Source organism: Leptospira biflexa serovar Patoc strain 'Patoc 1 (Paris)', assembly GCF_000017685.1.
GTDB classification, from domain to species: Bacteria; Spirochaetota; Leptospiria; order Leptospirales; family Leptospiraceae; genus Leptospira_A; species Leptospira_A biflexa.
Genome location: NC_010602.1, coordinates 2,720,879 through 2,743,476 on the forward strand (window position 1 = coordinate 2,720,879; position 22,598 = coordinate 2,743,476).

General features: G+C 37.8%; 19 protein-coding genes. 6 read left to right on the forward strand and 13 right to left on the reverse strand.

All coding sequences use genetic code 11. The features are described 5' to 3' along the window. The first annotated feature begins 52 nt into the window (after positions 1-52). Positions 53-1,255 carry a diguanylate cyclase gene (locus tag LEPBI_RS12925; protein WP_041769882.1) on the forward strand — a complete coding sequence of 401 codons (1,203 nt, stop codon included), beginning with the start codon at positions 53-55 and terminating at the stop codon, positions 1,253-1,255. 20 nt (positions 1,256-1,275) lie between these two features. On the opposite strand, the gene LEPBI_RS12930 is transcribed toward LEPBI_RS12925, so the two are convergent. After that, entirely contained in the window at positions 1,276-1,629 is a 354-nt protein-coding gene (locus LEPBI_RS12930) for a rhodanese-like domain-containing protein (protein ID WP_041769883.1), read from the reverse strand. 148 nt (positions 1,630-1,777) lie between these two features. Between LEPBI_RS12930 and LEPBI_RS12935 the strand changes: the two genes are divergently transcribed. The 4 genes from LEPBI_RS12935 to msrA all read left to right on the forward strand — a co-directional run bounded on the left by LEPBI_RS12935 (position 1,778) and on the right by msrA (position 4,181). Beyond that, positions 1,778-2,494 carry an MBL fold metallo-hydrolase gene (locus LEPBI_RS12935; protein ID WP_012389569.1) on the forward strand — a complete coding sequence of 239 codons (717 nt, stop codon included), beginning with the start codon at positions 1,778-1,780 and terminating at the stop codon, positions 2,492-2,494. After that, complete coding sequence (locus LEPBI_RS12940) at positions 2,491-2,856, forward strand: TSUP family transporter (protein WP_012389570.1); 366 nt, start codon at positions 2,491-2,493, stop codon at positions 2,854-2,856. The genes LEPBI_RS12935 and LEPBI_RS12940 overlap by 4 nt, the downstream gene beginning before the upstream one ends. A gap of 24 nt (positions 2,857-2,880) precedes the next feature. Beyond that, positions 2,881-3,432: a hypothetical protein gene (locus LEPBI_RS12945; RefSeq protein ID WP_226992782.1), complete on the forward strand. Its 552-nt coding sequence runs from the start codon at positions 2,881-2,883 to the stop codon at positions 3,430-3,432. Positions 3,433-3,497: 65 nt separating this feature from the next. Beyond that, positions 3,498-4,181, forward strand: a complete 684-nt coding sequence (msrA, locus tag LEPBI_RS12950) for a peptide-methionine (S)-S-oxide reductase MsrA (RefSeq protein WP_012389572.1) — start codon at positions 3,498-3,500, stop codon at positions 4,179-4,181. Here the strand turns inward: msrA and LEPBI_RS12955 are convergent. Together LEPBI_RS12955 and LEPBI_RS12960 are read right to left on the reverse strand one after the other, a co-directional pair. Next, positions 4,156-5,676: an HDOD domain-containing protein gene (locus LEPBI_RS12955; protein WP_012389573.1), complete on the reverse strand. Its 1,521-nt coding sequence runs from the start codon at positions 5,674-5,676 to the stop codon at positions 4,156-4,158. The two genes, msrA and LEPBI_RS12955, sit on opposite strands and share 26 nt — an antisense overlap. A gap of 193 nt (positions 5,677-5,869) precedes the next feature. Beyond that, positions 5,870-6,493 (reverse strand): trimeric intracellular cation channel family protein, encoded by a 624-nt coding sequence (locus LEPBI_RS12960; protein WP_041769884.1) that lies wholly within the window; start codon positions 6,491-6,493, stop codon positions 5,870-5,872. 90 nt (positions 6,494-6,583) lie between these two features. Between LEPBI_RS12960 and LEPBI_RS12965 the strand changes: the two genes are divergently transcribed. Further along, the gene (locus LEPBI_RS12965; protein ID WP_012476382.1) at positions 6,584-9,682 is read left to right on the forward strand and encodes a hypothetical protein; all 3,099 of its coding nucleotides are present in this window, start codon (positions 6,584-6,586) and stop codon (positions 9,680-9,682) included. Between the two features lie 31 nt (positions 9,683-9,713). On the opposite strand, the gene LEPBI_RS12970 is transcribed toward LEPBI_RS12965, so the two are convergent. From LEPBI_RS12970 to LEPBI_RS13015, 10 genes are read right to left on the reverse strand one after another with little or no spacing between them, the layout of a single operon-like run. After that, positions 9,714-10,754 carry an SMP-30/gluconolactonase/LRE family protein gene (locus tag LEPBI_RS12970; RefSeq protein WP_012389576.1) on the reverse strand — a complete coding sequence of 347 codons (1,041 nt, stop codon included), beginning with the start codon at positions 10,752-10,754 and terminating at the stop codon, positions 9,714-9,716. Continuing rightward, positions 10,751-11,629, reverse strand: coding sequence for an acyltransferase (locus tag LEPBI_RS12975; RefSeq protein WP_012389577.1), 879 nt, complete (start codon positions 11,627-11,629; stop codon positions 10,751-10,753). Before LEPBI_RS12975 ends, LEPBI_RS12970 begins: the two co-directional genes overlap by 4 nt. Before the next feature lies 1 nt (position 11,630). Then, positions 11,631-12,875: a PP2C family protein-serine/threonine phosphatase gene (locus LEPBI_RS12980; RefSeq protein WP_012389578.1), complete on the reverse strand. Its 1,245-nt coding sequence runs from the start codon at positions 12,873-12,875 to the stop codon at positions 11,631-11,633. A gap of 12 nt (positions 12,876-12,887) precedes the next feature. Next, positions 12,888-13,250 carry a cupin domain-containing protein gene (locus tag LEPBI_RS12985; RefSeq protein WP_012389579.1) on the reverse strand — a complete coding sequence of 121 codons (363 nt, stop codon included), beginning with the start codon at positions 13,248-13,250 and terminating at the stop codon, positions 12,888-12,890. 1 nt (position 13,251) lies between these two features. Continuing rightward, positions 13,252-14,109, reverse strand: a complete 858-nt coding sequence (locus LEPBI_RS12990; RefSeq protein WP_012389580.1) for an SDR family NAD(P)-dependent oxidoreductase — start codon at positions 14,107-14,109, stop codon at positions 13,252-13,254. Then, the gene (locus LEPBI_RS12995; protein ID WP_012389581.1) at positions 14,106-15,887 is read right to left on the reverse strand and encodes a sensor histidine kinase; all 1,782 of its coding nucleotides are present in this window, start codon (positions 15,885-15,887) and stop codon (positions 14,106-14,108) included. Before LEPBI_RS12995 ends, LEPBI_RS12990 begins: the two co-directional genes overlap by 4 nt. A 1-nt stretch (position 15,888) precedes the next feature. After that, complete coding sequence (locus tag LEPBI_RS13000; protein WP_012389582.1) at positions 15,889-16,257, reverse strand: bactofilin family protein; 369 nt, start codon at positions 16,255-16,257, stop codon at positions 15,889-15,891. Between the two features lie 5 nt (positions 16,258-16,262). After that, positions 16,263-16,484 (reverse strand): tetratricopeptide repeat protein, encoded by a 222-nt coding sequence (locus LEPBI_RS13005; RefSeq protein WP_041770044.1) that lies wholly within the window; start codon positions 16,482-16,484, stop codon positions 16,263-16,265. Further along, positions 16,484-16,867, reverse strand: a complete 384-nt coding sequence (gene acpS / locus LEPBI_RS13010; RefSeq protein WP_012389584.1) for a holo-ACP synthase — start codon at positions 16,865-16,867, stop codon at positions 16,484-16,486. The genes LEPBI_RS13005 and acpS overlap by 1 nt, the downstream gene beginning before the upstream one ends. 2 nt (positions 16,868-16,869) lie before the next feature. Further along, entirely contained in the window at positions 16,870-22,590 is a 5,721-nt protein-coding gene (locus tag LEPBI_RS13015) for a protein kinase domain-containing protein (RefSeq protein WP_012389585.1), read from the reverse strand. Positions 22,591-22,598 lie beyond the last annotated feature (8 nt).

Below are 22,598 nucleotides of genomic sequence, written 5' to 3' on the forward strand. Positions count from 1 at the left end.
GATAGATTTTTGGGATATTGGCAATTTATTTCAAGTGCAAGTGAAATCGGCGATGACCAAATCTCATACTTCTCCAAGGCCTGTGCATGGCAAACGCATTGAAGATACCATCATGGATCTTTTAGAAGAAGATCCGAACCAGGAAAGCCAACTCATCTCAAAATTAGAATTGAGCCATCCTCATCTCAAAGATAGATCACTTCTGTATTCGACAGTTCTGAAAGTACTCACCTCTCTTGAATTGATCGAATCTGAGGCGATGGACGTTTGGCATGCAGTTTTAGAGAACCAAACCAAACTCTCCGAATGTTTAAAAAGACCTGTCGGATTTCGTGTTGCCTTATTAGATTTTTTTACAAACCAAAACCAAAAAATCAAAAACCCTAAAATCATAGAACTTCGATTGTATTCAGAAACGGAAAAACTGATCTTAGTGGATGAACTCACAAGGCTTTACAATCGTCGGCATTTTGAAACTGCTCTTCTTCGTGAATTCAAACAATCCACTCGTTACAACCTAAACCTTTCGCTCCTTATCATTGATATTGATGATTTCAAAAAAATCAATGATACCTATGGACATTTGATGGGTGATGAAATCTTAAAACAAATTGCTAGTAAAATCTCTACCAGTTTACGAATGGAAGATACTGCGTGTCGTATTGGTGGGGAAGAATTTGCCATCATCTTCCCACAATCAAACGAATCACAAGCTCTCAAAGCCGCCGAAAAATTATTAGAAGCATGTCGCACGATTCAAATTAGTGGGAAACCTGTCACGATCAGTGGAGGACTTGTCTCCTATCCTGAAAAGGTAAAACGTTGCGAAGATATGTATGATTTAGCCGATCGAGCCTTGTACACTGCAAAAGACACAGGCAAAAATCAAATCATCGTGTATTCCAATGAAAAACGAAGTAGTCTCCGATTTGAAACCAATTTGGAATTGTTTTGTGTCCTACCAAATAAAACCATTCGATCGATTTCCAAAAATATATCCATCACTGGCATTGCCTTCGAAACGGAAGATGATTTATCTTTGAACGATTCCATTCCTGTTTTACTACGCGAATCAGACTCGAATCACGAAATCAATGCGAAGATCAAAGTGGTGAGAAAACAAAAAATTGGTGAAAAGAGTTATAGTGTAGGAGCGGAATTCGTGGAACTTTCCAACGAATCCCAAACCAAACTAGCTGATTTATATCTACTACACCAATTTAAAGCAAAGAGCCCAATGGGTGCAGTAGTTTAAACTAAAAAAGATAAGTTCGCTTAACGAGAATTAGGCATATCTCCTAAACCACCAGCATTGATGACAGAAGAGTAACCACTCGCAGTCAAAATTTGTTTTGCCCTTTCACTCCGTGCTCCGGAACGGCAATAAACCACAATTTTGGATTGTTTGTTTTTAATTGCACCAAGCTCATTTGGTAACACATCGACCGGAATATTGATCGAACCTGGGAAATGGCCTTCCGCAAATTCTGATTTTGTTCGAACGTCCACAACTACCGCTCCACTTTGGATCCATTCTTGCACCATTTGTTTATCTCCTTTGGATTGAATCTTTTTCACGAAAACAAAGAGGAATCCAATGATCACTCCCACAATTACAAATGTTTTCATATTTATCTCTTTTTTCCATTTTTTCCTTGCAAGGATTGGAGTCAAGAAAAAGTGTATACCATAGGGGGTATGGTATACAGACCATTCCCTTACCATTCGAAAGGAAAAATAATGTTGAATGGTGAAAAAAATTTAGGAGAATGATACCATGGTAGATACAGATTCGATGAATGGAATTCAGATAAAACCTCTATATGACTTTGCCTCAGGGACATGGACTTACTTACTTTTAGAGATTGAATCAAAACAAGCAGTACTCATAGATCCTGTGATCGAAAATCTTGAAAGAGACTTACAACTACTCGAATCTATGGAGTTTCAATTGGTAGCGACCATTGAAACACATATGCATGCTGATCACATTACAGCGGCTGGTAATTTGAGGGAAAAAACAGGATGTGACTCCTATGCCCCCGAACACTCTGGAGCAACCTGTGCGACTCATTTTTTAAAAGATAATGATGAGATTGTGATTGGAAAATTAAATATGAAAGTGATCCACACGCCAGGTCATACACCTTGTTCCATTTCGTTATTTTTAAATGGAAGGTATGTTTTCACCGGAGATGCTTTATTTGTTAGAGGTTGTGGTAGAACTGATTTCCAGGGAGGGAGTGCAGAATCCTTATACCATTCCATTACAGGCAAACTTTTTTTATTACCAGATGAAACCATTGTATATCCTGGGCATGATTATAAAGGATTTGTTTCTTCTACCATCGGCGAAGAAAAAAAGTGGAACCCTCGTATCGCCAATCGATCACTAGAAGAATTTCAATCCATCATGGACAATTTAAACTTACCGGAACCTAAAAAAATTCATGAGGCAGTGCCTGCCAATCGTGCTTGTGGGAAAACATTATGATGATAGGAATTTTATTTTTAGTATTAGGCATTGGCGCTGGAATTTTAGGTGGCCTTGTTGGAATTGGCGGTGGGATCTTACTCGTCCCCGCATTAGTTTACTTTTTTGATTTCAATCAAAAAATGGCACAAGGAACAACACTCGCAGCCATGGTCCCTCCGATCGGGATTGTCGCAGCTTATATCTATTATACGAGAGGGGAAACCAACCTATTTGCAGCGGCACTTATCAGTGCAGGTTTTATTTTAGGCAGTGTTTTTGGTGCAGGAGCAGCTTCGAAAATTGATACCACGGTGCTCTCTCGATTTTTTGGAATCTTTACAGTCATCGTAGGACTCAAAATGATCTTTTTCCCAAAATAAAAAATTTCAAAAAATTTGTTTGCCGTGGCATCCAACTCCTTTTTTCCTTCAATGGTGTTCGGATTTTATTTTGCTCTCTTTTGGTTTTTAATTCGATTTTTATTTTACGGAATTTCATTCCCTGAAGTATTCATGCCTCCGATCACTTTCCTCTTTTGGTGGAACGTCGTGTTTACTTCGCTTTGGATCCTCTTAATCTTTGTTGTCATCATCGGATTTTTGGGAGCCTTACTACGGATACCTGTGATTGGCCTGATTGTGCAAGGAATCCGAAACCAAGTGGCAGAAGTGGGATGGGTTTCGTTTTTGAAAAACCGAACAATCATTTGGTTTCTGAGCCAAACATTGATTTTACTTGGATCGTATCAATTCGTATACACCAAATCATCCAACCATCAATCCCATTCTTTATGGCTTTCAGCCATCCTGATTGGATACTTTATCAAACAAAAATTCCATAAACCTATGGCCCAGTTCACTGGAAACCAACGGATTTTTATCTACCAATCTGGCAATCTTCATACAAAGTCCCAATTGGATGGACGTCCAAACGAAAAGGACGTCACCCCTCCCTAAACTCGGACGATTCCTCAAACTAGTAGAAATTCTAACCAAATCCGTACGGGAACAATCTAATTGGTATGATCGGTTTGGATTGTCTGTTCGGCAAAAAATTAGTTCCTTTGGCCATTTTCGGTTTGGCCTTTGTCCTCTTCCCATTTTGTGGACCTGTCACCCAAATTTCGAAACAAGAATCCTTACCTCTCGTTCCAAAATCAGGGCAAAAAATAGCCGTGTTTGCAGAAGGTTGTTTTTGGTGTTCAGAACATATCTTTGAATCCATTCCGGGTGTGATAGATGTTGTGTCTGGATATGCAGGTGGGCATACGGAAAATCCAACGTATGAATCAGTCAATACGGAAATGACAGGACATGCAGAATCAGTTTATATTGTTTATGATCCAACTAAAATAAGTTATGCGGAACTCTGCAGAATCTTTTTTCTTTCGCATGATCCAACCACAAAAGACAGACAAGGACCTGACATTGGTTCTTCGTATCGTTCGATTTTGTTTTATGCAGATGAAGAGGAATTCAAAATTGCAAATACAATCAAAAAAGAAATCCAAACACAAAACATTTGGAATGGAACGATTGTGACCGAATTCCAAAAATTAAAACATTTTTACAAAGCGGAAGGATACCACCAGGATTTTATCAAAAACAATCCGTCTCAATCCTACGTCTTAGCAGTTTCTATTCCGAGATTCAAAGAGTTTCAAAATCGTTACAATGAATTTAAAACGCGGAAAACTGTTCCTTAATTTTTGTTCTAAAAGAATCGAATTCAGCCTTAGATTGAAATTTACAAACTTTCAAAATTTCCATCGGGATTTCAGAAGATTTTGCTTCTTTTGAATTGATCGCAATCATCATATCACTGAGATAAATAGGATAGATGATATCCGAATATACTTCATCAGCAAGTAATGGTCTATGGTGGTATTCCATTGCTTTTGTATACAGGATTGGGAATCCCCACTTCTCCCCAACCATCGCACCTAATTTCGAATGGGTGATCCCGATTGCGGATTCTTCCATACTAATCGTCGATGCAATTTCTCTTGTGGAAGTAAAAGTTTTGATTTTGTTCATATGATGTTTATCAAAAGACAATAACAAAATCTCACCGATGTCATGAAGGAGAGATGCTGCAATCAAATTGCTTAGGTCTGATTTATTCAAACCCATTTTTTGGCCAATTGATTTGCAATAAAACGCAGACTCGTTTGACTTTTCCCAAATCGCAGCAAAAGCAGGAAATTTATCCTCTAGCATTTGTTTGGTCGCTAGACTATATAACAGTGTTTGTAATTCTTTTAATCCAATTAACTGGATGGCACGGTCCAAACTTTCTACTTTTCCTCCCCGACGAAACGCAGCAGAGTTTGAAAGTTTTAAGATATTGGCAGATAAGGCGATATCACGTTTGATCATTTCTGCGATTGTACCAATGCTGGAATTGGGTTTATCAATTGCATCTTGGATATCTTTGATTGATTTTGGAAATGTAGGAAGATGATCAATTTGAGAAATGATATGATCAATTTTTTCGATCTGTTGATTTTCCTTTGAAACCTTTGCAGGAATATCAATCATAAACACAGTTTTGTTTTCGCTAGATTCAAACTTAAATGCAGATTCACCGAGGCCGTCGTTTTTCAGCATCATAAGTGTCATGATGAGACCAAGACCTGCACCTTCTTGGTCATTTGACATATCCATAAAGGCATCTGCCAAATCGTTATAATTTTTTGCTTTTGAGATTCGTTCCTTGATTCTTTGTGCTTCGATGGGTGTTAATTGCACATTGTTCATAATTCGGATCCGCATCAAACTTCTGTTATGGATAAACGAAACAAACACTCCGAAATTATTTTTCTGAAGTGATTCTTCAATTTCATCACGATTTTCAATGTAAGTAGACTTAAACTCGTTTATGATCGATTCGTATTCTTTATCATTCGTGATATCGCTTGCATTATTTTTAAAGAATACACGTTTTGCATTCGCTTTGATTGCATTGGTGACAGTTTCTTTCATTGCCGCAAGAACTGAATCTCTAACAATGATTAGATCCAATTGCAACAGAAATCGATCTAAAATTTGGAATAATGTATTTTCTACTTCATCTGTGATTTGGAAAAATTTAAAGTGGAATGGTGAATTCTCCACAATCGGATGATTGATATTTTCAATATTAGTATGAAGGCCTAATTCTCGTTTGAATTCTAATGCAATAGCTTTTGGACTAGCCATAAAACCTCATGGAAAAGGAGTGGGGGGAATCCCCTAATCCTTTTGGAAAAGAGTACACTCACTCACCATCGAACGCAAGGATTTTAGAAATGCAAGCGTTTAACACGAAAAAGATGGGGTTCATATTTTTGTGACAAGTACTCATAAAGCAATTCGTTTCTTCACTAAAATCGCTACATTTTTGAACATAGATTTAGAAAATTTTTATTTTTGGTAAACCTAAGTTGTATCTGACTGCGACGATACGGATGAGCACAACAACACTTGCGGATACGACTAAATTCATGTTTCCATTCGTTGAAAAAGAATTTAATATTAAGTATAAAATTGCTCCCGCCAAACAAGCAGTTGCGTATATCTCTTTTCGAAAGATAAAGGGAACTTCATTCATGAGAGTGTCTCGGATCACACCACCAAAGATAGCTGATATCATTCCAAGCAATGCAGAAGCAAAAAAATTCACACCATGGTCGAGTGCAATCCTTGTTCCTAGCACTGTATAAATCCCAATTCCCAATGTATCGAATAAAAAGAGTTCGTTACGAAGTTTGGTTAAGAGTTTTGGAAAAAAAATGACAAGTAAAAATCCAAGAAAAATTGCCCATAAGATATTCTCATCTTTTACCCAAGAGACAGGATAATTTCCGAGTGTGATGTCCCGAAGAGTTCCCCCACCAATGGCAGTGATAAAACCGGTAAAAAAAACACTAAATACATCATGATGGTGTTCTTTGTGTTCTAGGGCCGCAATTGCCCCTGAGATCGCAAATACCATGATACCGGCAAGTCCAATGTAATAAGAAAAGCTAAAATCCATATGCATTTGTCTGATTTTACCTCATTAGACGGAAAAAAACTGACAATTTCTTTGGCTTTCACTTGTTGTATAAAGGAGAGCCATCATCCTATGTTCCAGAAATTCTTGCAGTATACGATCTTCCTAGTGTTTTTCTTTTTGGGAGCTTGTGTACCGTCACTTTCAAAAAGTTTCATGCAATCCGTCTCCGACTTCTTACAACTCAGAAGTTTGGTGAATACGGGCCCCTTCCAAATCTCTGTCACTGTTTCAGGACTCGTTGGCACTGGCCTCACTCTCAGCCTCAATTCTGGACTATCATCTCTCACAATCGATGCGGACGGAAACTACCAATTTGGCTCCACTCTTATCACTGGCCAAGATTTTAATGTCTCCATTGTGAACCAACCTGTTTTGCCAGCTCAGACTTGTTCCGTGAATGGTGGGTCAGGGGTAGTTGGTTTTGGAAATATCAGTTCCATCATCGTCAACTGTGACCCACTCCGTTACAGCTTAGGTGGGACCATCACAGGGCTTGATGGAGCCACTGGTCTCACACTCACGAATGCTTTTGATGGAGCAACGTTACCAGTTGCAGTGGCAGCCGGAACTTTTGCGTTCACACAAACCTATGTGAGTGGCAGTACATATAACGTGACTGTCACTACACAACCAAACCATCCTGTTCAAAATTGTATCGTCACGAATAATGGATCTGGTACTTTCGCTTCTGCCGATATCACAAACATAACCATCAATTGTACCTCCACTGCCTACCCAATCGAAATCACAGCGGTGGGAATCGGTTCGGGGACTTTAACTTTGAGTAATAATGGTTCGGAAATGCTTCCAATCGCCTCTGATGGATTGCATCGTTTCCCCACTAATTTACCACCTTCCAGTACTTATAACGTACAAATAGTATCGAGCCCTCCAGGCCACCAATGTGTTCTCAGTGCAACGACGGGGACAATTGCCGGAACAGTCTCCATACTCGCCAATTGTTTTAGTGTTTTATCATACACACCTCGGAATGGTGGGATTTTATTACCGTCAGAATCATTACGTTTGGTGTTTTCCGCCGAGGTGAATACGGGCAGTTGTACCGGATCGACGGGAACCTTAGCGGACACTACCCTATCCTTACCCGTACAATTTGTACTGGCCACGACTAATTTTGCCAATGATAGCTTGGTTGTCACTCCAGCTGTCACGGATAGTTGGCAAGCTGGACACCGAACGCTCACACTCAATTGTCTCACGAATGTTGGATCCCATCCCCTTTCGACTAACATTTCCCTCCTTTACATGATCCCATCGAACCTACGTTATGTTGCCGATGTGGGAGGGAATGACTTAAACGATGGACTGACAACCTTAACTCCCAAACGAAATATCCAATCTGCGATTGATAGTTTTGGAGGATGCCCGACTGGTGATTGTGCGGTCCTTGTGACCCAAGGTTCTTATGATCCTGCGGCCGTTGGTGACCGCATCCAACTCGTTTCAGGAATTTCTCTTTTTGGAAGTTATGAACCAGGGTTTACGACTTGGAGCCCAGGAGACAAAGATTCCATCATTTTTATGGGGTCAGTCCCTGCCAGTTGTGCTTTGGCAACTGCGACAAGTCCTTGTGCCTCAATCGCCGCAGATGTTTCGATCACATCGCCAGTAGTCATTTCTGGATTCGAAATTAGATCGGGTAGTACTGCTCCTTATATGGCTGGGGTATTCCTCGATTCCACTGCCAATGTCCGACTGATTGATAATACCATCATCGCTGGGACGAGTGCAAATGGGTCAGCAGGTGTTTTTTCCACCAATAGCAATCCTTACCTTGTCCTCAACCGTATCGAAGGAGGAATTTGTGCTTCTGCTTCTGGATGTAGTGCTGTTGGCGTAGAGATGTCATCTGGCATTTTGATCGCTCCAGTGATTTTTGGGAATGTGATCCTTGGTGGTACTGATTCTACATCAATAAATACAAATGCTCATTCAATAGGGATTCGTTATTCTGGAACTGTTGGAATCGATGTATCTAACATAAGACAAAATATTATTACGGCAAATTCAATGAGTTTGATCGATCCTTCTAGCACTTCTTCTATTGCCTTTGATATAGGCACTCCTGCTGCTTCTTCTACTGGAATCTTAGCAGGAAATCAGTTCAATCATGGAGCTGCCTATTCTTCCTACGGCATACGACTCCAAGGCGCAACAAACATTCAAATTGGTTCGGTGACACAAGGGAATGTGATCATTGGTGGTGCGAATGCGGTATCAGAAAACTATGGCATTAAAATTTTAAATTCCAATAATATCGTTCGTCGGAATTTCATCACTCTAGGTAGTACAAATAGGAATAATGCTTTCAATACAACTGCGGGAATTTATTTCGCATCAGGTTTAAACAATACGTCCATCATTGAGAATAATACCATCACAGGTGGGAGTGCGACTGATCCAACTAACTTTTCTACTGCCCAATTGATTGGGATATACGCATCCGCACTTGGACCTGGTTCCTCCATTAGCGGAAACCACATCCGACTGGGAACTGCCAACGGTGGAGGAACATCACTTGTATCAGGAATCAGTGTCGCAACTTCAGGTGCCATGCTTGTCTCTAATAATTGGATCCAAAATGGAACAAGCAATCGGAATGCAAGAGGGATCAATTTATTTCAAATCACAAGTGCGATGCGTGTCTTTCACAATACAATCAGTAGTGGAACTGATACGCCCGGTAATGATGCTGCCATCTACCTAAGTGGGTTTTCCAATACATTGCTCATTGAAAATAATATTTTCTATTTGAATTCGGATGTCGCAGGGAATGCTTGTATCTATAATTTAAATGGCACAAGTGGAGCCACTCGATACAATGTCTTTCACAATTGTACAAATAAGGTGTTCCAAGCTGCGCTCAATTACACTGACATCTGTGCTGGTGGAGTGCCAGGAAGTTTGGGATGTGTGACACCTCTTGGACTTGCTCCAAACTTTGGGAACAATTTGAATCTAGATCCAAACTTTGTCAGTTTAATTGGTGTTTATTCATACATCCCAACAGCTGCTTCTTCTTGTCTGATTACAAGGTCGACAAATACCATCATCGCTGATAGTTATAATGGCCTTGGAACAAGGCCAGGTGGAGATGGTGGCGTTTCCCTTGGTGCGATTGAATACAATTTGCCATGCACGCCTTAAGGCATATCAAATGCCTTTTTCATATGAAAGCCTAAGGCAATACGTAGATCCCAATCCGATCGTTGTACAAACTTCCAATGTAGAGTTGGCGTTTCTTTTCGAGGACACTTGTGATGTCTTTTAAATGTTCACCCGTTGGGTCTTGGACAGTCATGAGCACCTTTCCATTCCCATCCATTTTCATTGCATAACCATAAGGTTGTGCCTTTGGCCATAAAAACTTTGGTAAAAAATAGATCATCTTTTTCACAACAGGAGAAGGATGCATATGGTCCATTCTGTCATTTCTCACCGTAAAAAGTGCCACCCAGAATTCTCCGTTTTCATTCCGAGTGATATTATCTGGAAATCCAGGTAAGTTCTCAATGACAATCTCGGAAGTTCCTTTTTTGGGGCCCTTTAACCAAAGTTTTGTGATTCGATACCGGTAAGTTTCATTGACTAAAAGGAAATCTTCGTTTTTGGACAATGCGATCCCATTAGCAAAATATAATTGATCGAGTAATAATTGTGTCTCTTTGGTTTTAGGATCGTATACAAACACACGACCATAAGGCCTTGCTTCTAACAAATCATAGAGATATTCTTTTTGTTCATAGATTGAAGCATCGGAAAAATAAATTTTCCCATCTTGAGCGATGTCTAAATCATCGGTGAATTGAAAGGGAACTCCCTTATATTCGGAAACCAAAGTGGTGATCTTTCCTGCTTTATCCATAGAAAGTAAACCTTTATAGGCATCGGCAATGATCAGGTTTCCTGATTTGTCAAACTGTACCCCAAGTGGTCGTCCTGAAGTTTTGGCAATGGTTTTGATTTCACCTTTGAGTGTGATGCGAATGATGCGACCATCTTTATCACCACCGTAGATATTTCCATCACTATCAACGTCGAGAGATTCGAGACCCTTTACTTTTCCAATCGCAAGTAGGATTGCTTTTTGTAATTCAGTATTCGGTTCGTAAATTCCAATCGGTTCTGGTTTGAGAGGAGGTTCGTACGCGACAGGGGAAAAGGAACGACATGCGAGAAGTCCCATAACAAGTATTAGATTGATTGGTATTCGTTTCATTTGGAACTCATCTCCTTTTCGATCAGCGCATCCTTAATGGCCCATCTTTCATCCACCCAACGTTTCATTTTTTTTGACATGGGTGCAAACTGCTCGTTTTCTTCAATTGGGACTTGGTCCCGCGGAATCAAATCGACAAACACTTTTAGTTTCCTAATTTTACCAGACATCAAATCTAGAAAACTTGGATTTTCAGTTGGATAAACAATGGTTAAATCAATAAAACCATCAAGCGAATTTCTTAGGGAAGTGGAAACAACCGATATCCCTCCGCTGTGTGGTCTAAGTAGGTGTTTGTAAGGATTTTTTTTGAGTAATTTTTTCATTCGTTCTGGAGTGCGACGATGTCCTTCCAAAAAGTTTAATATAGAAAAAGGCATCCCATTGAACTTCTCACAAACCTTTTTCACATTCTCCAAATCCTTAGTTGCTAGTTCTGGATTTTTTTTCAGTTGTTCCCGACTACTCCGTTTCACAAAAGGAAAGTCTAGTGCAAGCCATGCATGCCCAAGTACGGGAACATATTTCAGAGAGTCTTTAATGAAAAATCGAATCAGCGGTATTTTTCGATTCAAAATGGATTGGATGATATAAATATCTGACCAAGATTGGTGGTTACTTATAATCATATAGCTACCGTTAGGCTTTAAATTTTTGAAATTTTCACCGATAACTTCAAATTGTACTCCAAATAAAAAACGTGAAATTCTATAATTATTTTGAATCCAAGTCTCGCCTACTTTCACTAGAAGGCGGTCCCCAAACCTTCTGACAGAACCTGTTGTTAAAAGTTTCCATATATACAATGGATACATTGTAGGAATGATCGAAAGTAAATTCAAAAGAAACAAGATGTATGCGATGATTAAACCCAATTTAAACTCCTAATTCGTACGAGGTACCGATTCCCAAAATAGTAACATCATCCATCATAGGGGTATTCCCCCGAAAGGTATGGAATTCTTCCATAAGATAATGCACGGTATCAGCTAAACTTATTCCTAAACTCCTGGCAGAGTGAAAACTGGAAAGCAATTTGGATTCACCAAGTAAAATTCCTTTCTCATTTTCTTGTTCTAAATACCCGTCAGAAATCATAAACAATCGATCCCCAAGTCCAAATGGTACCAAGGTATTGGAATATTCTACGTCTTTTTCAAGGCCAAGCATTAACCCCGACTCATTTAACGGCAAAATTTCCGTTTGATTCAAAAGATAAGGTTCGTTATGACCTGCAGAAGAATAAACGAGTGTATTTTCCTCTAGTTTTAAATCAACAATCACTGCCGTAAACTGATTGGATTTTTTCCCGTAACGATTGATAAAAATTTGGTTTAGCGCAACCAATACATCAGAAGGATTTTGTGTATTGTGTTTTAAATGGTCATACTCAGCTTTGATGGCCATGGTGATAAGAGCCGCCTGGACACCGTGACCAATGGCATCTGCTAAAAACAATCTAATTTTAGATTTATCCAATCGAATGACATCAAAGATATCTCCACCCACTTCTGCCATCGGTTCGAATTTTGAAGCGAAATCCAAATGGGCAATGTGCTTCAATCCTAATGGTAAAATATTCCTTTGAATTGTTTTGGCAGTTTCTAAATCTTCTTGGATGATTTTTAAAGATTGGGTGAGTTTAGCTGTCCGTTCCTTCACCATCATCTCTAATGTTTCATTTTGCAAACGTAACTCTTTGTTTTTTTGAATGAGGACTTGATTTTCTCTTTGTTCCGCGTTACGAATCCTTGCGGTCAGTAATTTTAAAAGAGTCAATGTCATCTCTGGACTTGTTTGGATCAAACGATGGAAGTCTTCTCTTGTTAATTTATATAAAATGGAATTTTCTTTGGTTGTGATATTCACTGTCCTTGGAGCTGAATCGATGAGTGATATTTCACCAAAATAATCACCTGCAACCAAATCTCCAATGACAAGAATTTCTTGTTTGGTTTCATCTAAGTATTTCCAAACTTCAACACATCCCTTTTCAATAAAATAAAAGGAATCACCTAACGTATATTGTTCAATTACTAGATCACCAGAACCAAACTCTACTTTTTTCATTTCCTTGATAAGGAAACTTAAATCAACAGTAGGTTTTTCTTCAGTGCCCATAAATTTGGTGGATTATTCTTCTTCGCGGTTAACTGCATCTAAAGTGAATGCTGGTTTACAAATAGACCAATATTCTGCATCTTCTGTAAAAGGATTAGAGTATCTTACCCTTGATCCTTTTTCGATAAGGATGGATTCACCTGCAGAAAGAACAACTGTCTCTCCATCAACTTCGATTTGTTTTCTGCCACGTACCATCAATGTCCATTCGTCAAAGTTTGGTGTTTGGAATGGTTCCCCCCATCCAGAGGGGGCTATCATATGAGCAATCGAAATTTCATTTGTATTTGTTGAGGGGATCCCAAAGTGTTCTTCAATCGTTTTATTTCCAGGAACGGGAATCACTGTTGGATTTTTTTGGTGTAAGTAACCCACGTTAGTTACCAGGAAATTTAAAAGAAAATTTGTGTTTGAGAAGATCTTCTGTATAAGTCCATAAATTCCTTCGAGTGGTTTTATCATAGGAAACGGGTGAACTGTTCCGTTCTTTCTTTTTCACAAAATACTTACCAGTAACACTGCTTAAACTCGGTTCCGTTGCCAAATAGATGGAAGTTTCCGCACCTTTTTCCTCAGAAATCGCAAATATATTCTGTGCGAATGTTAAAACGACTTTAGCCAATCCATCATTGTTTTGACCAAATTTGGTTTTTACGAACCCAGGATGCAAACAATTCACAGTAATCTTTGTTTGGTTGAGTCTTTCGGCCAATTCGTAGGTAAAATATATATTCATCAATTTGGATCTTTGGTATTGTTTCCATCCCGAGTAATTGGTTTCAGCCAAGATGTCATTAAAATCCAACGCCACTCCTTCATGAGCACGAGAAGCAACGTTTATGATACGAGCTTGGTTTGCATTTTTTAACGATGGTAACAATCCTAATGCCATGATATAATAATTCAAATGGTTCAAAGCGAATGTAGATTCTAATCCTTCTTTTGTGACCACACGTTTATCAAAATAAGCACCTGCATTATTGAGAAGCACATCAATTTTAGAATGGTCGTTTCTAATCTTTTCAGTAACGGCGAAAGTTTCTTTGGCTAAAGATAAATCCGCGACATAGGAGTGAGCATTTACACCGTGTACTTGCAAACTATACACTAATGCTGAAAGTTTTTCGGGATTTCTTCCAACTAATATGAGTTCGTTTTTTGATTTCGCAAAGGAATGAGCACAAACTCTTCCAATTCCGTCTGTTGCGCCTGTGATTAAAATAGTTTGACTCATATAAAAACTTCCTCGTTTTGTTTTTTGGGGATGCTAAATTGAAATACAGAACCTGAGGCTCCATCACTGTCTGCAGAAAGTGTTCCACCATTCACTGTCACAAACTCTGAACATAACAACAATCCAATTCCATTGCCAGTTTCACCTTGAGTACCAATTGACTTTATGACTTCACCAGCTCTAAATAATTTATCAATTGTAGTTTTGGACATACCGACTCCAAAATCACGAATCGATACTAACCAGTGATAACCAGTATCAATGGCAGAGACTTCAATTTTACTGCATTGATGACTAAATTTCAAAGCATTGGAAATTAAATTGCGAATGACTGTAATGATCATTCGATCGTCACAATATACCATTGCGTGATTTGGAATATTGATCTCAAAACTGATTCCTTTATTTTTGGCACTCAATGAAAACAATTCCACACATTCCAAAACAATCGAATCCAACCGATAATAATTTGGCCTAAATTCCTCTTGGCCTCGTTGTAATTTAGACCATTCTAATAAGTTTTCTAATAAGGAAAAAACAGATTCCGTTGCATCAACTAATGATTGGGTCATCCCAGCTAAAGCATCTTCCTTTTTTTTCATATCTTCATTGAGCACTTTGAGTAACATTTTGATCCCAGCAAGAGGACCACGCAAATCATGTGAAATGATTGATAAAAACCTATCTTTGGTTCCATTGGCAACAAGAAGCTCTCTGTTCACATTTGCCATTTGTTTTTCGAGATTTCTTTGCTCCGTATTGTCTCGAAATACAAGAACCATACCTATTTTTTTTCGATTGGAATCTCTAATTTGTTTTGCTGTTACTTCCCAAAACTTCTGCTCTTTTTCCCAAGACCATTTGGAGATGGTTCGTTTATCAGATAAATGATCTAATTTAGAAATTAACTCTGGAGTGTTCTGAAAAAAAATATCATGCGGAAGTAACGCAACACTTTTGTCCTTAATGGAAAATAAATTCTCGGCAGAACTATTCCAATCCACAACCCGATTGTTAAAATCAAGAATGACAACTGCTTCGTCTAGTTCATCAACAATCTCGCCTCGAACCAATGGCACCAAATCGAACATTCGGTAATAACCAATGGCAAAAAAAATCATGATTGCCTGCATAGTACACATAACTGCAGTTATATTCATTCCTGGAAGAGGCCGGATTCCAACCTTGTGTAAAATAGCGGCTACCCAAATGAACAAAAAAGAAATTAAGATGAGTAAATAACGATTCCGTTCTGTTGACTTGGATTTAAGAATCCCACGAAATAATAGAATCGCAACAAAAACTGACCAAAAAAAGGAAATCAAATACGATGCAATGAACCCACCTATATTTGTTTCTTGGATCCATTGTACCCTACCATCAATACTTGTGAGATATGTATCCAATGTTAATGTTTTAAATAATGGGTCCAAAACACAAACTGCCAAAGTAAATAATGGTTGGAGAGCAAGAATAACCCAAAATCGTTTGGTTAACAGTTGGCGATTGTTTGTGAATTCAATGGATACAAGAACCATACCCACGTTCGAAATGGCTACACCCATATAGAGTAAACTAATGAATGTTCGGTGAAATGTAGTGGTGATGTATATAAAATCAATCCCGTAGAATCCGGTCCATAACATGGACCCAAATACAAGGATCAATAAATATTTAACTAAATTGAGGCGAAAAGATTTAAGAACGAAAAGCCCCAATCCAAGATTGAAGCTAAATGCTAGAAAAAGGAGAACACTATAAGGATGGTATTGCCACAAACTAAGGCTCGTCGCTGCTTAACATTTCACAGTTTCCGTCAAAGACAACTCCATCTGCGATTTGTAATTTTGCTGTTCGAATGTTTCCCTGTACCTTTCCAGTTGATAACATTTCTAACCTTTGTGTTGCGGTAACGTTCCCAATGATCGTACCACCAACGACAACAGTCCCAGCCTTGATATTTGCTTTCACTCGAGCGCCTTCGCTAATCACTAAATATCCATCAGAGATAATTTCTCCGGTAAAATCTCCAGAAATTTGGAGTGGTTTTTTAAAAGCCAATGTTCCACTGAAGGCAGTTTCTTTCCCAAGGATGGTGGCGATCACTCCGTGCTCTGTGATGGTTGGTTGCATTTCTTTTTTTGACATAGTACCTATTTTGTTTTCATGTTATAAACTCCATCCCAATCTTCAGGAGGAGGATCTGCGATATAATCATCGCAACGTTCAATGTAAAGTTTGGAAGGACCGTCTTCTGGATGGATGGCCAATCCTTTTTTGAATTCTTCTTTTGCTTCAGCAAATTTTCGAGATTTGTACAATGTTAGTCCTTGGTTGTAATGGACAATCACTGACTTCATTTTATCACTTACGATCATTTGGGCTCCTTAAAGAATACGACAACGGCGGTGGAATAGTGGTCGGCGTGGCTAATCGACACTGAACTTCCCGTAAATCCTTTCTCACGGAAAAACTTCTCAGTTTTCCCATGGATGACTAGCGTTTTTTTCCCAAAATTGGTGCCTGCGAGTTCAATCTCACGCATATCCGCAACCTGGCCTGGCTCTAGATTGAGGGCTTTGATGACGGCCTCTTTACAAGCAAACCGGCCTGCCAAAAAAGGCACAGGGTCCTTGTGTTTGTGGCAGTATTCAACTTCGTCATCGGTAAAAACCCGTTTCAAAAACCGATCACCGTGTTTTTGTAATAATTCTCGAATTCGTTCGTTTTCGACAATGTCGTTCCCGACTGATAACATATCTAGATTGAATTACGCCGAAGTGCTGTGAGTCGAGCAAATAATCGATTGTTTTCTTTGTGGTATGGCCGCCTAAGTTTCACCCGCTCGGAATAATCAAAAGCGGCACCATAATCTCCATTGGAAAACAGAGCTTCAGCAATATAAAATAAAGTCAAACTATCAGAAGGATTCTTTTGTACATAAGAAACAGCAAACTGCAAAGGGAATACTGACATTCTATGTTCCGTATATAAATAAATTTTTTGAAACGATAGAGGTGCATCATTGATATCTGGAAAATTGGCAGAGATCATTTTTTCTACATCAGACCAAAGCTTTTGTTTGTACAAAGTGAGTGCCCTTAGATAAACAATGTGTTTTGGATGTGATTTCGGAATATTAATTTCTGAACCTAGTCCCGTATATTCAACTCGAATCAAGGATAGGTCATCAATCAATTCCCCATGGCGTTTGATCGCATCACGGATTAAATTGAGTTCACCCATTCCTGCAAGTGCAGTTTTCAAAAACAATTCATCGTCTTCGTTCACCTCCATTTCCACTTCCGAACCGATAAGGATATCATCCCTTCCATCAGAACCAATAAGAAGTATGTCACCTTTTTCCATTTGAAATGTATTGATTTGTAAACTTTTCTTTGATGCTAACAAACCTAATTTCGCACATACATAGTTATGTGGTAAAAAGAATGTTTTTCCATTCCTATATAACACAGGTCGCGGATGTTCTGCATTTAAAAAATAAAAGAATCCAGTTTCATCATCTATCAAACAGAGAAACATAGGAATCAACATAGAACCGTCAAAAGTTACCAATGTATTGTGAAGTTCAAAATAGGCATTACTCACCCACCTCTCAGGAGTGATGTCTCTTGTTTCTTCAGATTGACCATTCCGTTTGATGATAGCTTCAAAAACTGAACCAATGACAAGAGCACCACTTGCACCTTGCATTGATTTACCCATCGCATCCCCATTTAACACTACGATGTATTTTTTGTTTTGTAATTGAATCGAAGAAGAGACACATAAATCCCCACCGATTTCTGAATTCCATTGTTTATAAGAAAACTTTTTCTTCTGTTCTGTAAGGAACTGAATATTCATATTCGATGATTTGGCATGGTTTTGAGTGAGTGGCTCAATTAACAACGAAGCAAGGAAGTAGTCACCATCTTGTTGTTCTTTCAAACCTTTCACTTCAGTTAAAGCAGAATTCAATTCTTTTGTTCTCTCATCTACCTTTTGTTCCAAGTTAGAATATAAGAGTGAGTTCTCGATGGATACAGCAATTTGTGATGATAAAATTTTTAGGATCTCAACTCTACCTGGTGTAAATGCATCTGTTGTAAGGTTATTTTCCAAATACACGATTCCTACAACAGTTCCATGACTTAATATTGGATAACATAACAATGATTTTGGGAGAAATGCTTTTACATAAGGATCGTTTTTAAACTCTCCTTCCCTCGCTGCATCTCCACATATCACTACAACTCCAGTTCGAATCACATAACCAATGATTTGAGCCGGAATTTTGTTTTGGTTGATTGATGTTATTTCCTGAGAAAAATCCAATTCAAATGGTGAATCCGAATATACCGAAACAGATTCGGTCTCTAAATTTGATTCTGCAATGACCTGCCACTTTGATTCTAAATTCAAAATAAAATAGCCACGTTCTGCACCAGCATTCTCAAGGATGATTTTCATCATCTTTTCCAACAACCGATTAAGTTGGATTTCTCCTGATATGGTTTGTGAAGCTTTGATCACTGTATTGATATCTAAATTGGATCCAACATCTCCAAAAATATCTTTAGTTGTGCTGAATAGTGATACATTATCAGTTGAATCTGTTCTAAAATTTCTACCAATGTATTTTTTAAGCGAGATATGCTGAGTTTCTAATTGTTTGACTTTTGAAATGAACCCATATTTACCATATCGATAGTGTGCTTCGACTAGATGTAAATTGCTATATTGATCAAATCCTGTTTCTTTCCACATTCTCACCAATATTTCATTGGCAATCGCTTCTTCTAATATATATCCCGATTCTCTAGCAGAAGTGATTGCTGCCTTACAAGCGATCACCGCATCAGACTTTTTATTTGAGATGTATAATTCGATTGCAGAAACAATTTCGTATTTGTGACCAAAATTGTCTGGAGAATTTCCTGCCCATACCTTTAATCGTTTTGAAAAATTCTTTAATCGTTTTACTAGGGATTGTTTTGGTATACCAATGGATTCTGTTTGATTCGACAATAGTTCATAAACAACCAAAGCACCAAAAAATACATGTTCTGGAACAAACATCATTCCGAAAACTGCACCTTCCAAACCATCAAGTTTTAAGGAGGCTTGGTATGCTTTCTGAATATCACCTAAAAAATATTCTAATCTGAGTTTACATAAATAATAATCAAAAAGTGCATTTGAGTTCTCTGCAGATTCCCATTCTTTGACAATTTCAGATTCTAAAAAATACCTTCCTTCCAAACTGAGAGGATCGGAAGATTCGCCACGCATGTTTTCCACAATCTGCATATTCAATCGGTGTACTTGGTATGCATGGTGTTGGCGTAAACTTAAGAGGGAAGCGTCATAACGGAGTTGACTCTTGTATAAATCATCCAGGTTTTCTCTATACATCAATCCTTGAAAATGTATATTATTCAGTGAGTAAGAAGCGTATTGTAAATCTCCAGTTTCCATTCCAATAAGGAAACTTTCCCAAAAAAGATTTTTTCCTTCTCTTGCATGATTTTTCCAAGGCGAAATCATACAAGTATACATAAAAATAGTTCTGCATTTAAAAGTTTTGGATTCAAATAAATCCAATAATTTGACACCTAACTTACCAAACTTAAGCCCAGTTTCATAATCACCAAGGCCTGATCCCTGTATCATACCCATGGCACAAAAACCAAATGCACTTAACTCACACAAACCATTCACCAAACTATAATTCACCATCTTTAAAACAATGACAGGAAACAAATTTGGTTCAGCTAAAAATGAAGGAGCAATACATGCATTGAGTAGACGCATAATAGCCAAATACTTCGGTTCTGTTGTGACTGGTAAAAATTCCAATTCTTCAATTGGTTTTCTACCTAACCTTAGTTTGAACTTAATAATCTCTTTTAATGGCGATAAAGTTGATGCATTTTTTGGCAATCGAACACCAAGTAACTTAAGTGCTTGTTTGAGAGTGACCAAAACTTCTTTCATTTTGTTTTGTGTCACGAGCATTGAAGATTGGAGCTCATAAACCAAAATTTTTTCTAAATCTGTTTTGGCATTTTTCAGAATGTAGTTAAAACTTTTTTCAGCCTTTTCGAAATTTTTGGATAAATATGCCGACCTTGCGTAAGCAAGATGTAATTTGAGAGTGTTATCATACTGACTAATCCACTCGTCGTCATTCATCAAGCCAACCATTCGTTCAAAAAAAATAAACGCAGCATCATATGCTGAAGAATTTAAAGCTTTAAAACCTGCTCTTTCATTTAATGTTCTTAATTGCACTAACTCTTGTTCTTTGGTAATTTGCGATGCCCCCAAATTGAGTTGGTTTACAATTGTGAACAAATGATCATCTAATTTGTATTTATAAAGAATCGATAAATATGTTTTACCAATTTTATAATGTAATTTCGATTTTTCTTCAGGGGAAATAATTTTATAGATAGCTTCTCGAATTTTATCATGAGTAAAATTTGCATCTTCCAATCCAAGAATCAAAAACTCTTCATTGGCTAAAGCAACCAAATCCATTGAAGCTAAATGGAATGGTCTTTCTGCAATAGTTGCATAAATATCATGACGGAACCAGTTCCCGATACATGCCGTTAATTTTAATGTTTCGACTAAATTCGGTGGTTGGAGATTGATTTTATCAATGATCAAATCGATGACATTTTCAGAAATGTTAACAGCGTCGATCTTCTCTTTATCCCAAACCCATCTATTTTCCAAAAATTGGATATAAGACCTTTCATAGAGATTTTTGAACATCTCATTTACATGGAACGGATTCCCTTTTGTCTTTTTCCAAATAATTTCTGAGATGCCTTTAATTTCTGGCTCTGGTAAGGACAATGTTTCAGATACGAGCAAAGAAATATCACTTTCTATCAAAGGTTCTAAACGAATTTCGGTAATGGATGTTTTTGATTCCCTAAGTTCTTCCAACATTCGAAAAATCGGGTCAGTAGGACTTACTTCATTATCTCGGTATGATAGGATTGCAAAAAAATAAGATATCTCAGGGTCTGTTACAACTTCTTTTAACAACAGGATACTTGAAGAATCAGCCCATTGTAAATCATCCAAAAACATAACAACAGGATGTTCCTTTGTACAAACTGTTCGTAAAAATTTCCGAAATACAAGATGAAATCGATTTTCCATCTCAACCGTATCTAGTTCAGGCGGTATTGAAACCTCTCCTAAAAGTTGAGCCAATTCTGGAACAACATCAATGATGAGTTTGGCATTGGTTCCCAAAGTTTTCGTAAGAGTTGTTTTCCATTCTTTTACAGCAGTCTCACTCTCGGATAACAACTGCTTAACTAAACTTTGTAATGCTAAATTGATCGCACGGTAAGGAATTGACTTTTTATATAAATCAAATTTTCCAGAAGTAAAGTATGCTCTTTCGATTGTAACAGGTTTTTGAATTTCATTAATCAGTGCAGACTTCCCAATCCCTGATCGCCCTGAAATCAAAAAGATTTCAATTTTACCTTCCGTTGCATTTAAAAACTTCTCTTCGAAGGTTTGTAGTTGGGTTTCCCTTCCATATAATTTTTTTGGAATTTGAAACCGGGAAGATTTATCATTTTTTGCTAATTCAATTTTGAAAGAATCGAGTGCTTCCTTTCCATTTTCTAATAAAACTGACTGGATTGTGATCAAATCAGAAAGTAAACCTGTCGCTGTTTGGTATCGATCCTCTGGATTTTTTTCCAAAAGTTTCATGATGAGATCGGAAAGTATTATAGGAGTATGACTCCTTTCTTTTGGAGATAATGGGATACGTGCTAAATGGGCATGCACCATCTCCAAACTATCAGTATATAAAAAAGGAAGTTCTCCAGTAATTAACTGGTATAAGGTAATTCCCAAGGAATAAAAATCTGTACGATAATCAACCGTACGATTCATACGACCAGTTTGTTCAGGAGAAATATGTGCCAATGTTCCCGTCAAATTTTGGTTCATTGGTAGATAAAAACTTCTGTGAGTGAGTAAGGTAGCAGAACCAAAATCAATGATCTTTAACTTGCCAGTTTCAGGATGATAAATGATATTTTGTGCTTTTATATCGTTATGGACAACTTTTGCTTTATGAATGTCACTAAGAGCCTTACATATCTCAATTGATATATTAAGAAAAGTTTGTAGATTACTATATTTTCCACTTAACTGAAGTTGCGCGAGGTCGGAATACTCAATATGAGGAAATACAATCGCGACAGAATTTTGGTAAGATTCAAATCCTAGTGGTTTTAATGTATAAGGAGAATCAATGGATTTCAGAATTTCATATTCATTCTTAAATCTAGTGATTTCATGGTTGTCGGGATAATCTCTGTTTAGAAGTTTGATGACTACTTGAGATTTTTTTTCATCTTCTCCAATATAAACAGAACTTCTTTTCCCCAAGTGGAGTTCTTTTATTACTTTGTATTTTCCTATTGTAAACAAAAGAAATC

Coding starts and splice junctions, on each gene's coding strand:
- acpS (WP_012389584.1), bottom strand. CDS start 16,867: ATGTTATCAGTCGGGAACGACATTGTCGAAAACGAACGAATTCGAGAA.
- msrA (WP_012389572.1), top strand. CDS start 3,498: ATGATCGGTTTGGATTGTCTGTTCGGCAAAAAATTAGTTCCTTTGGCC.
- LEPBI_RS12960 (WP_041769884.1), bottom strand. CDS start 6,493: ATGGATTTTAGCTTTTCTTATTACATTGGACTTGCCGGTATCATGGTA.
- LEPBI_RS12925 (WP_041769882.1), top strand. CDS start 53: ATGACCAAATCTCATACTTCTCCAAGGCCTGTGCATGGCAAACGCATT.
- LEPBI_RS12935 (WP_012389569.1), top strand. CDS start 1,778: ATGGTAGATACAGATTCGATGAATGGAATTCAGATAAAACCTCTATAT.
- LEPBI_RS12930 (WP_041769883.1), bottom strand. CDS start 1,629: ATGAAAACATTTGTAATTGTGGGAGTGATCATTGGATTCCTCTTTGTT.
- LEPBI_RS12990 (WP_012389580.1), bottom strand. CDS start 14,109: ATGAGTCAAACTATTTTAATCACAGGCGCAACAGACGGAATTGGAAGA.
- LEPBI_RS12955 (WP_012389573.1), bottom strand. CDS start 5,676: ATGGCTAGTCCAAAAGCTATTGCATTAGAATTCAAACGAGAATTAGGC.
- LEPBI_RS12980 (WP_012389578.1), bottom strand. CDS start 12,875: ATGGGCACTGAAGAAAAACCTACTGTTGATTTAAGTTTCCTTATCAAG.
- LEPBI_RS13000 (WP_012389582.1), bottom strand. CDS start 16,257: ATGTCAAAAAAAGAAATGCAACCAACCATCACAGAGCACGGAGTGATC.
- LEPBI_RS12940 (WP_012389570.1), top strand. CDS start 2,491: ATGATGATAGGAATTTTATTTTTAGTATTAGGCATTGGCGCTGGAATT.
- LEPBI_RS12970 (WP_012389576.1), bottom strand. CDS start 10,754: ATGAAACGAATACCAATCAATCTAATACTTGTTATGGGACTTCTCGCA.
- LEPBI_RS12965 (WP_012476382.1), top strand. CDS start 6,584: ATGTTCCAGAAATTCTTGCAGTATACGATCTTCCTAGTGTTTTTCTTT.